The sequence below is a fragment of the Streptomyces sp. NPDC024687 genome (assembly GCF_055559055.1).
On record NZ_JBVHLJ010000006.1, the window covers coordinates 506,070 to 521,064 of the forward strand.

A 14,995-nucleotide genomic window follows, 5' to 3' on the forward strand; every position below is an offset into this window, starting at 1 on the left:
CGCGGGCGTCGCACGGCCTCGTCTTGTACGTTCTTTGCATGGCGGCCAGAACCATGCCCGCGCAGCACGTCACCGCGTGGCGCCCCGCCGTTCCGGGCGTCACCGAGGTCTTCCACGCCCACTTCACCGAGTACGCGTACCCGATGCATGTGCACGAGGCGTGGACGCTGCTCATCGTGGACGACGGGGCCGTACGGTACGACCTCGACCGACACGAGCACGGCACGCCGGACGACACCGTGTCGCTGCTGCCGCCGCACGTCCCGCACAACGGCTCGCCCGCCACTCCGGACGGCTTCCGCAAGCGGGTTCTCTACCTCGACCACACCCACCTCGGCGACGAGCTCATCGGGGCGGCCGTCGACGGCCCCGATCTGCGTGATCCTGTACTGCGGCAGCGGGTGGGGCAGTTGCACACGGCGCTGACCAGGCCCGGCGAGGAGTTCGAGGCGGAGAGCAGGCTGACGCTCATCGGCGACCGGCTCAGGACCCTGCTACGACCCCCGCTGTACGACGGCCCCGCGCGCCGCGACCCAGCCCTCGCCCGCCGACTGCGCGAACTCCTCGACGAGCGGGTCGTGGAGGGGCTGTCGCTGGAGGAGGCGGCAGGGGTCGTCCAGGCTCATCCGGCGCACCTCGTACGGGCCTTCAGTGCCGCCTACGGCATCGCGCCGCACCAGTACCTCAACTCCCGTCGCGTCGACCGGGCCCGGCGCCTGCTGCTCGCGGGGCAGGGCCCCGCCGAGGTCGCCGCGCTCACCGGTTTCCACGACCAGGCCCATCTCACCCGGCACTTCAAGCGGCTGGTGGGGGTGACGCCGGGGCGTTACCGCAACAGCTCCAGGGCGGGAAGGGCCGGACTCTAAACAGGTGTTCGACGGAAGGCGTCCGTCCGGTGATCGACGCCGGTTAGCGTCGTCGCCATGGATGACAGACAGAACTCCTTACCGTTCAGACGTCTCTCCGTGGCCGTCGCGGGCGCGGCCGCCCTGGTCGCCCTCAGCGTGGGTGGCGCCATCGCCGCGAGCTCGGACGACGAGCCCGGCGGCGCCGAGCCGAGCGTGTCGGCCAGCCTCCCGCCGGGTGCGGGCACGGTGGGTGGCGGCGACAGCGACGGCAGTACCGTCGGTGGCAGTGGTGGCGGCGACGAGGGCAGCACCGGCGGGTCCGATCCCACCCCGGGACCCACCTCCCCGGACGATCCCCCGGTCACAGACGAGCCCACGGCCGAACCCTCCGCTCCGGGCGATCTGGCGGAGCTCAACCGCCGTATCGCCGAGCTCGACAAGAAGGTCGACGAGCTGCCCACCAAGAAGGAACTCGCCGACGCGCTGCGGGCCTTCGCGGACCAGCTGGACCAGCCGACCGCGCCCGAGAACCCCGGCGGGTCCGAAGAGCCGACCAACGATCCGCCCACCAGTTCCCTTCCGCCCGGCGAGTCGTAAGCCGCGGAGGACTCCAGGGCCCGGGGGTCAGCCCTCCGACCGCTGGGTCAGGTGCGCGAACGCGTCGAGGTTGCGCGTCGACTCGCCCCGGGCCACCCGCCACTCGTACTCCTTGCGGATCGCGGTGGCGAAACCCAGCTCCAGCAGGGTGTTGAAGCTGCCGTCGGCCGCCTCCAGGACCTGGCCCAGGAGTCGGTCGACCTCGTCGGCGGTGACCGCGGCGAGGGGGAGCTTGCCGGTGACGTAGACGTCGCCGAGCCGGTCGACGGCGTAACTCACGCCGTACAGCTTGAGGTTGCGCTCCAGAAGCCAGCGGTGGACGCCGGGTTCGTTCTCGTCGGGGTGACGGATGACGAAGGCGTTCAGCGACAGGGAGTGGCGGCCGACGAGGAGCGAGACAGTCGTCTTCAGCTTGCGGGTGCCGGGGAGCTGCACGACGTAATTGCCGGGTGCGGGGCTCTCCCACTCGATCTCGGCGTCCTTGAGGACGCCCTCGATGACCTGTGCCGCCTTCTCTGCCTCAGCCATGAAGCGAGCGTACGTGACGCCGGTACGACTGCGCGGCGGCCACATACACGTCCGCCGTCGCCGCGGCCGCGGTGTCCCAGCCGAACAACTGGGCGTGCCGGGCGGCCGCCTCTCCCATGCGGGGCGTCAGCGCCGGGTCGTCGGCGAAATCGCGCAGCACGCGCGCGTAGGCGGCCGGATCGTGTCCGCGTACGAGGAAACCGGTCCGTTCGTCGGCCACGGCCACCGGCAGCCCGCCGACCGCCGCCGCGAGCACCGGGGTGCCGGCCGCCTGGGCCTCTATGGCGACCAGGCCGAAGGACTCGCTGTAGGAGGGCATGACCAGCACGGACGCGGCCCGGAACCAGTCGGCGAGCTGGTCCTGGCCGACGGGCGGGTGGAACCGTACGACATCCGCGATGCCGAGGCGGGAGGCGAGTTTCTGCAGGCCCTCGGGTTTGGCGAGGCCGCTGCCGCTGAGGCCGCCGACGACCGGGACGAGGATGCGGGAGCGCAGGTCGGGCCGCTGGTCGAGGAGAACGGCGACCGCGCGGAGCAGGATGTCGGGGGCCTTCAGGGGCTGGATGCGGCCCGCGAAGAGAGGGATCAGGGCGTCCTGGGGCAGACCGAGACGGGCCCGGGCCGCCGCTCGGCCGTCCGCCGGGCGGAAGCGCTCGAGGTTCACGCCGGGGTGGACGACGGCGACCTTGGCGGGGTCGGCGGCGTAGTGCTGCACGAGTTCCTCGCGCTCCTCGGCGGTGTTCGCGATGAGGCGGTCGGCGGCGGCGACGATCTGGGTCTCGCCGATGACGCGGGCGGCGGGCTCGGGGGTGTCGCCGTCGGCGAGGTTGGCGTTCTTTACCTTGGCCATGGTGTGCATGGCGTGCACGAGCGGGGTGCCCCAGCGCTGGGCGGCGAGCCAGCCGACGTGGCCGGAGAGCCAGTAGTGCGAGTGGACCAGGTCGTAGTGGCCGGGGCGGTGACCGGCCCATGCCTGCATCACGCCGTGGGTGAAGGCGCACAGCTGGGCGGGGAGGTCCTCTTTGTTGAGGCCCTCGTAGGGGCCCGCGTCGATGTGGCGGACCAGGACGCCGGGGGCCATCTCGACGGTGGGCGGGAGACCGCCCGTCGTCGCGCGCGTGAAGATCTCGACCTCGATGTTGATCGCGGCGAGACGCTGGGCGAGCTCGACGATGTAGACGTTCATGCCGCCCGCGTCGCCGGTGCCGGGCTGGTGGAGCGGGGAGGTGTGCACGGAGAGCATGGCGACGCGGCGGGGGCGGCGGTGCAGTCGCAACCGGTGAGGTGTGACCTGGGAGCGACGCTGGAGCCTGCTGACGTACTGGCTCACGTGGCGTTCCTCCTTGCAGCGGGCATGCCGGACGGAGGGCGTGGGGACCCTCCAAGGGAGGCAACACCGGAGGGGTGTATTCCCATTCCGGGTGGGGTGGTTTTTGCCGAGGTATTACCGGGGGTCGCTCAACCGTTCGAGGGTGGGGTGCGTTGGTCTGTCGGTGCGTTGTGGCGGGGTCGGGTGCCACGCTTGCCGTGCCGGCGCCGGCGCCGGCGTCCGGTCCCGTGGCCGGCGCATACCCTCGTAGGCATGACCCCCCGCGCCGCCTCCCGCCCTGTGGGCACGGTCACGCGCGGGACGACCAACCCCAACCGGCTGCGCCGCATGGACCGGTGGATCGCGGCCACGCACGGCGCCGAGCTGCGCCGCGCCGCCGATCCGGTCGCCGTGGACCTCGGGTACGGGGCCGCGCCCTGGACCGCCGTCGAACTGCTCACCCGGCTCCGCGAGAACGCTCCACGCACGCGCGTGGTGGGCGTGGAGATCGAACCGGCCCGGGTGGCGGCGGCGAAACCGTACGAACGGGAGGGGCTCGTCTTCCGGCACGGCGGGTTCGAGATCCCGCTCCCCCAGCGGCCACTGCTCATCCGGGCGGCCAACGTGCTGCGCCAGTACGACGAGGGCGAGGTGGCCGCCGTATGGGAGCGGCTGTGTGCCCGGCTGGCTCCGACCGACCCGGCACGGGGGTCGCGCGGCGGGCTGCTCGTCGAGGGGACCTGCGACGAGATCGGACGTCGGCACGTGTGGGTCGCGCTCGGGCCCGAGGGGCCGCGGACGGTCACCTTCGCGACCCGGCTCGGCTCGCTGGACCAGCCCTCCGACCTCGCCGAGCGGCTGCCGAAGGCACTGATCCACCGCAACGTCCCCGGTGAGCCGGTACACCGCTTCCTGCGCGACTTCGACCGCGCGTGGGCGGCCGCCGCGCCCTACGCGTCGTACGGCGCCCGGCAGCGGTGGATCCGGACGATACGGAACCTGACGACGGACTGGCCGGTGGTGGACGGGCCTTCGCGGTGGCGGCAGGGGGAAGTGACGGTGGGGTGGGGGGCGTTGGCGCCGGGTGGGCTCGCGTGAGCGCCGGGGAGTCTTGCGGGGTGCCGCACGCTTGAACTCCGGGTGCCGCACAGGGCGCCGCATGAACTCCGTGTGCCGCACAAGGTGCCGCACGCTTGAACTGCGGTGCGCAATGCCGGGTGCCGCTCGCCTGAACTCTGTCACCGCACGCGGGATGCCGCTGCGTGAATTGCGGTGCGCCTGCATGCTGCCGCCGGCATGGCCCCGGCCCCGGCCCGCCTCGCCGAGAGCCACCCGAACGAAGAACTCCTGTGCTCCACGCCGGATAGTCCGCCCATGGCCCCCGGTCCACAGCGGGGGGCCTTCGCTTGAACTCCGCGTGCCGCGCGGAGTACAGCCACCCTGGCCCTGGGCCCGCCTCGCCAGGTGTCGCCTACTGCCCGCCTGAACTCCGGTGCGCCGCACAACATGCCGAGCACACGAACACCGGCCCGCCCCCGGAGGGACCCGCAGGGAACGATCTCCGTGAGTCGTTCGTCACAAAGGCGGGGAGATCGTCTTCGGCAGGCGGGGAGAGGGGGAGGCACCGGGAAGCGCCAGGTCGGCAGTGAGCGGCCCGGAGGGATACGCCGGGAAGGCCTGCCTCTGTCGCTTTCGGCCGTGACGTGGCACGATCCCCGAGCACCGTAAGTTACTGACGGTAAATCAGCTTTGGGGGCAAGGGTATGAGGACGGGCAAGCGCGGTCTGATCGCTACGGCCGTGACCGTGATCGGCGCGGTGGCCGTACTGGCGACGCCAGGCACCGCCTTCGCCGCCCCGAGTCCGACCCCCTCGCCCACCGCCTCACCGACGGCCGTGACCAACAAGGACATCGAAGCCGTACGCAAACAGCTCGACGCGCTCTACCACGACGCGGCCGTCGCCACCGACGCCTACAACGCCGCCGAGGAGAAGGCCGAGCAGCAGTCGGCGCAGATCGTCGCGCTGGCCCGGAAGATCGTCAAGGGCCAGGAGAGGCTGGCGGAGTTGAAGGCCCGCGCGGGCGCCGCGGCCGCCGCCCAGTACCGCACGTACGGCCTGTCGGACGAGGCCCGGCTGATGCTGAGCGACGATCCGCAGGAGTTCCTGGACAGCACCGGCCGCGTCCTCCAGGGCCAGCGCGCCACCAAGGCGCTCATCGCGGAACTGGCCCGCACCCAGCAGGACTTGAAGCAGTACGCCGACGACGCCTCCGCCCAGTGGACCAAGCTGGAGGCGAACCGCAAGGCGAAGGCCACGGCCAGGAAGAAGGTCGAGCAGCAGATCGCGGCGGCCGAGAAGCTCGAGTCCCGACTGGAGGCGAAGGAGAAGAAGCGCCTCGCCGAACTCCAGGAACAGGCCGCCCGTCAGGCACAGACCGCCTGGCTCGACTCCGGCGTCCTCAAGGACATCAGCGGCAAGGCGAGCGAGGCCGGGAAGACCGCCGTCGCCTACGCGACGAACCAGATCGGAAAACCGTACGTATGGGGCGCCGAGGGCCCGGACTCGTACGACTGCTCCGGACTCACCTCACAGGCCTGGGCGAGCGCCGGCAAGCCCATCCCCCGCACCTCTCAGGAGCAGTGGAAACAGCTCGAGCACGTCGACGTCGAGGACATGCGGCCCGGCGACCTGATCATCTACTTCGACGACGCCAGCCACGTGGCGATGTACCTCGGCGACGGCGCGATCGTGCACGCCCCCCGGCCCGGGCGCACGGTGACGATCGCCGGGGCGGGCTCGATGCCGATACTCGGAGTGGTACGGCCGGACGCCTGAGCGTCGTCGCCGGGCGACCGACTGAGACCTGGGTCATGTGATGCGGCGCACGCCTGACGCCTCCGCAAACCTTCCGCGAACGTGACGTTCGTCATCCCCGCAACACCCGCCACGTGTCCAACTGCGGTGGATAACGCGGCATATGACAGTGGCCACCGGCCAAGCGGCGTGTCTCACGCCATTCCTTTCCCGGCCCGGCACCCGCTATGGTCCCCGTCGGTGGATCGAGACCCCTCGCTCCACCATGCCCTCGGGGGGAGGGAAGGAACCGAGACCATGCCCGTACCCATACCGCGGCAGCGAGCGATCCCGGCCGTGGAAAGTGGTCAGGCGCCGGCCGTATCCCAGGACAAGCCCTCCCAGGAAGAAGCCCCGCGCAAGGAAGCCACGGTCGACCACAACGCCGTCACCCAACTGACCCTGCTCGTGATCGAGGACGATCCCGGCGGGTCCACGGTCGTCCCCGAACTCCTGGACTGGACCGGCAAGCCGATCCGCGTCCGCACCGCCCGCAACCTCACCGAGGCCGAGCGGCTGCTCACGGACGACGTGCACTGCATCCTGCTCGACCTCGCGCTGTCCGCGCCCGGCCGCCTGAATGACGACGACGAGCTCGCCGTACTCCGCCATGTCCTGCAACTCGCGCCCCGGCACGCCGTCCTCGCGCTCACCGCGTCCGGCGACGCCGAGCGCGGCGCGGAAGCGGTGCGGGTGGGCGCCCAGGACTATCTCTACCGGGACGAACTCGACGGACGGCTGCTGAGCCGGGCGATTCGGTACGCGGTGGAGCGGAAACGTTCCGACACGGCGGAGCGCAGACTCGCCGAGGGACGGATGCGGGCGCAGGAGAACCGGCGCCTGGAGCGCGGGCTGCTGCCCACGCCGCTGCTGGAGGGGTCGTCGCTGCGGTTCGCCGCGCGGTATCGGCCGGGCCGGTCGCGTGCGCTGCTCGGCGGTGACTTCTACGACGTCGTACGGACTCCGGACGGGACCGTGCACGCCATGATCGGTGACGTCTGCGGGCACGGCCCCGACGAGGCGGCGCTCGGCGTGGAGCTGCGGATCGCCTGGCGTGCGCTGACCCTGGCGGGGCTGTGCGGGGATGAGCTGCTCGGCACGCTGCAGGAGGTGCTGGAGCACGAGCGCTCCGACGACGAGATCTTCGCGACCCTGTGCACGGTGGACATCGCGCCGGACGGACGGCGGGCGGGGCTGTGTCTCGCCGGGCATCCGTCACCGCTGGTGGCCCGGCCGGGGCGACCCGCGCGGTTGTTGCCGTACGACAACAACGGCCCCGCGCTGGGACTGCTGCCGGGGGCTCGCTGGCCCCGGATGCAGGTGGAGCTGGGTGCCGAGTGGAGCCTGATGCTCTACACCGACGGGCTGATCGAGGGGCGTGTCGGGGAGGGCGGAGAGCGGCTGGGCCAGGACGGGATGGTGTCCATGATCCGTCGCCAGCTGTCCGAGGGCCTGCGGGGCGAGGCGCTGCTCCGGGCCGCGGTGAACGAGGTGCGCGCACTCAACGGCGGCGAACTGGCGGACGACGTGGCGGTCCTGCTGCTCGACCGGGAGACGTGAGGCCCGACCGCCGAGCGAAGGCTCACCGCCGCGGTTCGTGACGAGTCCACCGCGGGTGCGTGGCGCCCCACCGCGGTTCGCGACGGGTCCACCGCAGGTCCGTGGCGGCCCACCGCGGTTCGCGACGGGTCCACCGCAGGTCCGTGGCGGCCCACCGCGGCCTCATTACGGGCTCACGGCTGCCCACTGCCCGTCCGCCGCGGATTCTGGGGTCCATCTCTGTCCCTCGCGGACCCGCTGCCGCCGACCACAGGTGCCCGCCGCGCGTCCGCTGCGGATGCGTGGGTCCAGCACTCCCAGTCGCGGGTCTGTCGTAGCCCACCGCGAGCCCGTCGGCGGCCCATCTCGGTCCGCCCCGAGCCCATCTCGTTGTGCCGCTGGCGCAGTCCACGTCGGCGTCGTCCTGGTGGCCCCGCTGCGGGAGCCGGCCGCGCACAGCCAGGCCACGCCGAGTTGGTGGCCGAGCGACGACGGTCGCACCCGCCACGCAGCCACCCATCGATACGTCCCCGGCGGTCCCCGAAGGGGCTAGCGCCCCCCGTTGTACGGGCCGTAAGGGCCGTCGCTGCTCGAACCCCTGCCCCGGCCGCTGCGGCCGCCACCCGGAAGGGCGCGGATCGCCGGGCGTACGTCGACCATGTAGACGATCGTCGCGACGAGGCCGATGATCGGCAGGAACGACAGGATGTTGAAGATCAGGTTCACCACGAAGGCGAGCCCGAGGATGATCAGCCAGAAGGGCTTGGTCTTCTTGTCGGCCGCGCGGTAGGCGTCCTCACGGCGGATGGCCGCGTCGAACAGTGCGAAGCCGCTGAAAACGATCAGGGCCATGCTCAGCAGCCACATGAAGCCTGCGAACCCCTGCATCAGCACAACGTCCACCACCTGACTCGGCTCGTCATCTCAACGATTACGCGGTCACCGTACCCGTTACCCGTCCCCGCAAGGCCGCTACCCGCAGAACGGGCCGGGCACTCAGTAAGTGCCCGGCCCTCAGTCCTGAAGTGTCCCGCGGTGCCTTACTTGGCGGGCGGGGTCTTCTTGGCCGTCGTGGTCTTGCGCGCCGGCGTGGTCTTCTTGGCGGTGGCGGTCGTGGTCGCCTTCTTCGCCGGAGCCGGAGCCGCCGCGGCGACCGTGGCAGGCGTGGCCGGCTTCGCGGCCGGAGTCGCGGTCGCCTGGTTCTTGACCTCGCCCGGCTCGGCGTTCGGCTCGACGGCGATGGCCAGTTCCTCGATCTCCTCGGCGGCCTCGCCACGCCAGGTCTTGACGGTCTGCTCGCCGTGCTCGGCGACCTTCTCGTAGGTCTCGCGGGCCTTGACGGCGTACTCGGCGGCGACGCCGACGCTGCGCAGGGCGAGATCCTGAGCGGACTCGCCGAGCTTCTTCAGGTCCGCGTCGATCGTGCTGCCGAGCTTCTTCAGGTCACCGTCGAGGCTGCTGATGAACTCGCCGACCTTGGTCTGCAGGGTCTCCTGCGTCTCCTTGACCTTGGCGCCGGCCTCCTTGGCACGGGCCTGGGCCTTCTCCTGGACCGCCTTCGGGTCGGTGCCGCGCACGGCCTCGATCCGGGCCGGCGCCTCGGCGCGCAGCTGCTCCACCAGGCCGGGCACCTTCTTGGCCTCCTGGAGGGCCAGGTCACCGGCGCCGGCGAGGAAGTAGAGCGGGGTCGGGTCCTTGACGGCCTTGCGGATGTCGTCGGTGATGGCCATGGTGATGGTCCTCCCGGGTTGCTTTCTGATGAGGGTTTTGGGTCCCGCGGTGCGTGTCGGCGTGCGTCGAGCGTGTCGAGCTGTGACGAACCCTGCCGGGCTCAACTGGCCGTCTGCTGCGGGTCGGCGTCGCTGCCGTCGGTCTTGGGGGGCGTGCGGGTGGTGCGGGGCTTGCGGGTGGCGCGCGGTCGGCGGGTCTCCCGTACGGCGGTGTCACCGTCCGGGTCGCCGTCGGCCGGGACGGCTATGTCCCCGAGGCCCTCCTGGATGCCCGCCGCACTGTCGTCCGATCGGCCGCTCTGCCCGTCGCTCGGCGCGGGGGCCGCGTCCGGCGGGGCGATCTCGAAGCCGTTCTCCTTGCGGAAGGACTCGTAGATCTGGAGCAGCACCTGCTTCTGCCGCTCGTTGAGCGTGGGGTCGGCGAGGATGACCGCACGCGTCTCCACGTCGTCCCGGTCGCGCTCGGCGTCGAGGATGCCGGCTCGCACATACAGCGTCTCGGCGGAGATCCGCAGGGCCTTGGCGACCTGCTGCAACACCTCCGCGCTCGGCTTGCGCAGCCCGCGCTCGATCTGGCTCAGATACGGATTGGACACCCCGGCGGCATCGGCGAGCTGCCTGAGCGACAGCTGCGCAGTGCGCCGCTGTTCGCGCAGGTACTCACCGAGATTGCCGACGTTGAGCGATGCCATGTCCCCACTGTGCACCACCCGCGCTAACTATTGCAAGCAGGCGCTTGCAATAGTGCGCCACGCCACTCCCGTTGTCGGTGGGCCCTGCCAGGGTGTCCGTCGTGGATGAACTGGTGGAGCGGGTCGACGATCAAGATCGTGTTCTGGGGGTGGCGGTCAGCCGCCGGCAGGCTATCCGGGAAGGGTGGCTGCACCGGGTCGCCGTGACGGTGTGTCGTGATGAGCGTGGGCGAATCCTCGTCCACCGGCGGGCGGAGCGGCTGTCACGCTTCCCCGGGCTCTACGAGGTCATGGTCGGTGGCGCCGTGAATGTCGGTGAAACCTATGAACAGGCCGCCGGGCGGGAGCTGACCGAAGAGCTGGGCGTCCGTGTGCTGCCGCGCTTGCTGTTCACGTTCCTCAACCGCAGCGGCCTGAGCCCCCACTGGCTCGGCGTGCACGAAGCCGTAGTGCCGGACACCGTCGCCGCCGATCCCGATGAGGTCGCCTGGCACGGCCGGCTGACGGAGCCGGAGCTGCGGTCGGCCCTGCTGGAGTGGCGCTTCACTCCCGACAGTCACGAAGCCTTCGGCCGGTATCTCGCGTTCCGGACCGCGCGGCACACGGGAGGGACTCCACACATTCCGATATAGGCATATGATGACGCCATGGCACGAGCGGCGACGACCTCGGACGCGTTCAACGCGATAGCCGAACCGCAGCGGCGGCAGATCCTGGTGCTGCTGCGGAACGGCGAGCGGCCGGTGAACGACCTCGCGCGGGACCTGGGGATGACCCAGCCGCAGGCCTCCAAGCACCTGCGGGTGCTCCGGGAGGTCGGGCTGGTGCGGGTCCGCGGGGCGGGCAAGCAGCGGCTGTACGGCCTGGACGCCCACGGGCTGCGTCCGGTCCACGAGTGGCTGGGCGGCTTCGAGCGGTTCTGGAGCGAGAGCTTCGACCGGCTGGACGAGTACGTGCAGGAGCTGAAGCAGACACGGCAGGAGGGACCACACGATGGCGACGACGAGTAGCGGCGGCGAGGCCGCGCACCCGACCGCGGACCGCGAGATCGTGATCTTCCGGATGATCGGCGCCCCGCGGGAGTTGGTGTTCGAGGCGTTCACGCGAGTGCGGCACCTGTCGCGGTGGTGGGGGCCGGAGGGCTTCACCACCACGACACGGTCCTTCGAGTTCCGTGTCGGCGGGTCGTGGGACTTCGTGATGCACGGCCCGGACGGGACCGACTACCAGGAGTGGATCACCTGGCGGGAGATCGTCCCGTCGGAACGGATCGCGCTGCTGCACGGAGAGTCCCGCGACGACCCGAATGCCTTCGAGTCGGTCCTGACCTTCGAGCCCGCCGGGGAGGAGACCCGGATCGTGATGCGCACGGTGTTCCCCACCAAGGAGCTGCGCGACGAGGCCGTGGAGAAGTACCACGCGGTCGAGGGCGGCGAGCAGACGCTGAACAACCTGGCGGCCTACGTCGCCGAACTCGAGGCCGCCCCGAGGGGAGGGGACAGCTGATGGCCGGGAAGGCCGGGAAGGTGTTCTTCAGCGTGACGATGTCGCTCGACGGGTTCATGGCACCCGAACCGGTGTCGCCCGAGGACGCCTTCTCGCCCGAGAAGCAGGACGACCCGGGCGTCAGGCGCTGGAACGCGAAGTGGTCGGAGTTGCAGGCCTGGGCGTTCCCGCAGCGGTGGTTCCGGGAGAACCTGGGGCTCGGCGAGGGCGGCGAGGAGGGCATCGACAACGACATCGCCCGGGCGACGTACGAACGCACCGGCGCGAGCGTCATGGGCAGGCGGATGTTCGACCTCGGCGAGCCGGCCTGGCCGGAGGAGGCGCCGTTCCACACGCCGGTGTTCGTCCTCACCCACACCGGGCGTGACCCGTGGGAGCGGCCGGGCGGCACCACCTTCCACTTCGTCGGCGACGGCATCGACAGCGCGCTGCTCCGGGCCCGCGAGGCCGCCGGCGACCGTGATGTGCGTATCGCGGGCGGCGCCGAGACCATCCAGCAGTACCTCGACGGCGGCCTGATCGACGAGTTCTCGATCACCCTCGCACCGGTGCTGCTCGGCACCGGCATCCGCCTGTTCGACCACGTGGACCCCGACCGCCTCACACTGGGCCAGTCCCGCACGGACCCGTCGTCCCGGGTGACCCACCTGACCTACACGGTCGGGAAGCGGTAGCCGGCGTTTCCACAATCGCGCGGGCGACGACGGGCAGCTGACCTCACCGACAAACCCGACAAGAGGCGACTGCATAGGATCGTCGGCATGGCACTGCGACCTGTTCAGGTGAACATCAAGGCCGTTGACGCGTCGGCGGTCGGTCGGTTCTGGGCGCAGGCGCTCGGGTGGAGTGCCTACAGTCCCGGCGTGACCACCTACGTCGGCCCCGCGGGCGGTCTCGTGTGGCCGGACCCGGTCGCCTTCGGTATCGACGTCGTTCCCGTCCCGGAGCCCAAGACGGCGACGAAGAACCGCCTGCACCTCGATCTCGCCACCACCTCCGCCGCCCATCAGACAGAGTTGGTCGCGCGTCTGAGGGCTCTCGGCGCGACGCCCGTCGACGTGGGCCAGGGCGACGTGCCGTGGACGGTCCTCGCCGATCCCGAGGGCAACGAGTTCTGCGTGCTGGAGCCCCGGGAGGTCTACCGGGACACCGGGCCGATCGCCGCCGTGGTCGTGGATTGTGTGGATCCGCGGGCCATGGCCCGGTTCTGGGGCGAGGCGATGGACTGGACCCCGCACGAGGTGACCGACGATCAAGCGACGCTGCGTTCCGCCGCGGGGAGCGGCCCGTATCTGGAGTTCCTCCGCACCCCCGACGTGAAGACCGTGCCGGACCGCGTCCATCTCGATCTGCTGCCGTATCCCGGTGACGACCAGGCCGCCGAGGTGGCCCGGCTGCGTGCCCTCGGCGCCACCGATCTCGACCTCGGCCAGGGCGAGGTCCCGTGGACCTGCCTGTGCGACCCGGAGGGCCACGAGTTCTGCGTCCTCGCCCCGTCCTGACGCCCGGCCTCCACGCGTTCCCTGCGGCACCGGGCATTGTCAGTGCCGTGTGCGACGCTCGGCGCATGGGGTTCTTTGACGATCTGGTACTTGCTGAGGAACCGGCCGTCGAACAGGCCGTGCTGGTGCGGTTATGGCCGCCGCGAGAGGACGAGGGACGGTATGCGCCGCCCGTCGACCGGTTCGCACCCGCGCTGTCGCCGCAGCTGGAAGTGGTCGGTGCCGGGCCCGAGACGCGGGTCGTGGTGACGGGCTGGTCCGTGTGGCCGGGGTCGGTCACCTTGCACCTGACGGTGTTCCGCAAGGTCCGCAGACAGAGCGGGGACCAGCGGCGGCAGTCCGGCCTACGGGTGGGGTTGCTGTTCTCCGACGGCCGCCGGGTGACCTCGCTGGACGGCACGGTGACGCTGAGGATCCCGTACACCGGGCCGCAGGGTGAGGCGCTGGAGGCGGCGACCGAGCAGGCGGTCGGACTGATCCCGCTGGATCCGGGCCTGCACCACTCCCGCAGATCCCTGTTCAAGACGGACGTCGACCTGTATCTGCCGGAGCTTCCCCCGCCCGGGCAGGCGCAGTTGGTCGTCGAGTGGCCCGACGAGGGCGTGCCCGAGACGCGAACCCCCGTGGACGCGGACGCGCTCCGTACCGCCTCGCGCCGCGCGTTCGAGGTCTGGCCAGGGCTCGAACCGCCGGAGCAGGAGGCGGCCACGGGTTCGATCGCGACCTTCGAGGTCAGCGGACCGCCGGCACTTCTGGCACCACCCCTCAACCGACGCCGGCGCGAGGCTCTACGCCGTGAGGAGGAGGCCCGGCAGCGCTATGTACCGCGGCCCGACTGGCAGCGCATGGGCTACGCCGACTGGGGCGACGCGGCCCTGGTCAGGGCCCGGCTGAAGGCGGGCGCCCCGCCCGACGCCCGCGTCGGATGGCAGGGCGCCACCCCGCTGCACCTCACGGCGGAACAGGGCTCGGCGGAAGCGGTGGCCGCACTCCTGCCCCACGTCGCGGACGTCGACGTACTCGACGACGAGGAGCACACCCCGCTCTGGCACGCCGTCCACAGCATGGACGAGGCCACGGTGCGGGCGCTGATCGACGCCGGGGCGGACGTGTGGACACCGCAGGCAGAGCCCTGGTCACCGGGTCGGCTGCTGCTGACCACTCCCCTCGCCCCGCTGGTCCGACACCTACCGGGAGCGGTCGAGTTGCCGCCTGAGGAGGTCGCCGCCCAGCAGGCGGCCGACGCGCTCATCGCAGCCTTCGGCACGCAGGAGATATGGACCGAGGGGCTCGGCATCTGCTTCGTCCAGGGCCTCGACGAGGACGAGCTGATACGGCGGCTCGGTGCCGATCCCGCGCAGTGCCCGAGGACCGATCCCGACCACGCGCCCTTCGAGCCGGACGACTACGACGAGTCCCTGCGCCACGTGGGCATCACGGGCGTCGACGGCACCCCCGGCGGCTGTGTGATCACCCAGAACGGGTTCATGCCGAGCGACGACGCCGTACTGCGGGCGATATCGGCGGGCACCACCGCCTACGGGGTCTACTTCAACCCCAAGGGCGGCAGATTCGGCACCCTGGCCCGCGACGGCGAGATCGTCGCGTACGACGAGATCGGCCTCGGGCCGCACGCCTCCGACCCGGCCGCCTACTGGACCTTCCGTTTCTGGCAGGGCAAGCACGCGTTCCCCTACGGCGCCGACATCCTCGCCTACTGCTGCGCCGCGGCCGGTCTGCGGATCGACGATGGACGGGACGCGATCGACCCCCGGGCCCCGCGCCGCTGGGTGCCCCTGCCGACGCGACTTCAGCGCTGACCACGAGCCTGCCCGGAACTCGACGTGGCCCGCCTGGCGTACCCGGCAGGAGGACACCGGCGGGCTCGC

Annotated in this window: 16 protein-coding genes; 11 read left to right on the forward strand and 5 right to left on the reverse strand. The window is 71.3% G+C overall.

Features of this window, described 5'->3' with window-relative positions:
• Positions 1-38 precede the first annotated feature (38 nt).
• Both ACZ39I_RS25925 and ACZ39I_RS25930 read left to right on the forward strand, forming a co-directional pair.
• A complete protein-coding gene (locus ACZ39I_RS25925; protein ID WP_467246820.1) occupies positions 39-866 on the forward strand; it encodes a helix-turn-helix transcriptional regulator in 828 nt (275 codons plus the stop codon).
• A 57-nt stretch (positions 867-923) separates the two neighbouring features.
• Complete coding sequence (locus ACZ39I_RS25930) at positions 924-1,445, forward strand: hypothetical protein (RefSeq protein WP_467246821.1); 522 nt, start codon at positions 924-926, stop codon at positions 1,443-1,445.
• 27 nt (positions 1,446-1,472) lie between these two features.
• Here the strand turns inward: ACZ39I_RS25930 and ACZ39I_RS25935 are convergent, their stop codons facing one another.
• Both ACZ39I_RS25935 and mshA read right to left on the reverse strand, forming a co-directional pair.
• Complete coding sequence (locus ACZ39I_RS25935; RefSeq protein ID WP_467246822.1) at positions 1,473-1,973, reverse strand: type III secretion system chaperone family protein; 501 nt, start codon at positions 1,971-1,973, stop codon at positions 1,473-1,475.
• Entirely contained in the window at positions 1,966-3,303 is a 1,338-nt protein-coding gene (gene mshA / locus ACZ39I_RS25940; protein WP_352391722.1) for a D-inositol-3-phosphate glycosyltransferase, read from the reverse strand. The genes ACZ39I_RS25935 and mshA overlap by 8 nt, the downstream gene beginning before the upstream one ends.
• Before the next feature lie 252 nt (positions 3,304-3,555).
• Between mshA and ACZ39I_RS25945 the strand changes: the two genes are divergently transcribed.
• From ACZ39I_RS25945 to ACZ39I_RS25955, 3 genes are all read left to right on the forward strand, one after another.
• Positions 3,556-4,380 carry a class I SAM-dependent methyltransferase gene (locus ACZ39I_RS25945; protein WP_467246823.1) on the forward strand — a complete coding sequence of 275 codons (825 nt, stop codon included), beginning with the start codon at positions 3,556-3,558 and terminating at the stop codon, positions 4,378-4,380.
• Between the two features lie 665 nt (positions 4,381-5,045).
• Positions 5,046-6,119 (forward strand): C40 family peptidase, encoded by a 1,074-nt coding sequence (locus ACZ39I_RS25950; protein ID WP_467246824.1) that lies wholly within the window; start codon positions 5,046-5,048, stop codon positions 6,117-6,119.
• A gap of 276 nt (positions 6,120-6,395) precedes the next feature.
• Positions 6,396-7,697 (forward strand): PP2C family protein-serine/threonine phosphatase, encoded by a 1,302-nt coding sequence (locus ACZ39I_RS25955; protein ID WP_467246825.1) that lies wholly within the window; start codon positions 6,396-6,398, stop codon positions 7,695-7,697.
• A 528-nt stretch (positions 7,698-8,225) separates the two neighbouring features.
• On the opposite strand, the gene ACZ39I_RS25960 is transcribed toward ACZ39I_RS25955, so the two are convergent.
• The 3 genes from ACZ39I_RS25960 to ACZ39I_RS25970 all read right to left on the reverse strand — a co-directional run bounded on the left by ACZ39I_RS25960 (position 8,226) and on the right by ACZ39I_RS25970 (position 10,098).
• On the reverse strand, positions 8,226-8,564 hold the full coding sequence (locus ACZ39I_RS25960) for a DUF2516 family protein (RefSeq protein WP_082319565.1): 339 nt from the start codon (positions 8,562-8,564) through the stop codon (positions 8,226-8,228).
• A 152-nt stretch (positions 8,565-8,716) separates the two neighbouring features.
• Positions 8,717-9,406, reverse strand: coding sequence for a hypothetical protein (locus ACZ39I_RS25965; RefSeq protein WP_467246827.1), 690 nt, complete (start codon positions 9,404-9,406; stop codon positions 8,717-8,719).
• Between the two features lie 101 nt (positions 9,407-9,507).
• Positions 9,508-10,098: a helix-turn-helix domain-containing protein gene (locus tag ACZ39I_RS25970; protein WP_467246828.1), complete on the reverse strand. Its 591-nt coding sequence runs from the start codon at positions 10,096-10,098 to the stop codon at positions 9,508-9,510.
• A 92-nt stretch (positions 10,099-10,190) separates the two neighbouring features.
• Here ACZ39I_RS25970 and ACZ39I_RS25975 point away from each other — a divergent pair, with 92 nt between their 5' ends.
• The 6 genes from ACZ39I_RS25975 (at position 10,191) to ACZ39I_RS26000 (ending at position 14,926) form a co-directional block, all read left to right on the forward strand.
• Entirely contained in the window at positions 10,191-10,730 is a 540-nt protein-coding gene (locus ACZ39I_RS25975) for an NUDIX hydrolase (RefSeq protein ID WP_467246829.1), read from the forward strand.
• Positions 10,731-10,745: 15 nt separating this feature from the next.
• Positions 10,746-11,108 carry an ArsR/SmtB family transcription factor gene (locus ACZ39I_RS25980; protein ID WP_467246830.1) on the forward strand — a complete coding sequence of 121 codons (363 nt, stop codon included), beginning with the start codon at positions 10,746-10,748 and terminating at the stop codon, positions 11,106-11,108.
• The gene (locus ACZ39I_RS25985; protein ID WP_467246832.1) at positions 11,092-11,604 is read left to right on the forward strand and encodes an SRPBCC family protein; all 513 of its coding nucleotides are present in this window, start codon (positions 11,092-11,094) and stop codon (positions 11,602-11,604) included. The genes ACZ39I_RS25980 and ACZ39I_RS25985 overlap by 17 nt, the downstream gene beginning before the upstream one ends.
• Positions 11,604-12,278: a dihydrofolate reductase family protein gene (locus tag ACZ39I_RS25990; protein WP_467246833.1), complete on the forward strand. Its 675-nt coding sequence runs from the start codon at positions 11,604-11,606 to the stop codon at positions 12,276-12,278. Before ACZ39I_RS25985 ends, ACZ39I_RS25990 begins: the two co-directional genes overlap by 1 nt.
• An 87-nt stretch (positions 12,279-12,365) precedes the next feature.
• Positions 12,366-13,106 carry a VOC family protein gene (locus ACZ39I_RS25995; protein ID WP_467246835.1) on the forward strand — a complete coding sequence of 247 codons (741 nt, stop codon included), beginning with the start codon at positions 12,366-12,368 and terminating at the stop codon, positions 13,104-13,106.
• A 65-nt stretch (positions 13,107-13,171) separates the two neighbouring features.
• Positions 13,172-14,926: an ankyrin repeat domain-containing protein gene (locus ACZ39I_RS26000; RefSeq protein WP_467246837.1), complete on the forward strand. Its 1,755-nt coding sequence runs from the start codon at positions 13,172-13,174 to the stop codon at positions 14,924-14,926.
• The last annotated feature ends 69 nt before the right edge of the window (positions 14,927-14,995 follow it).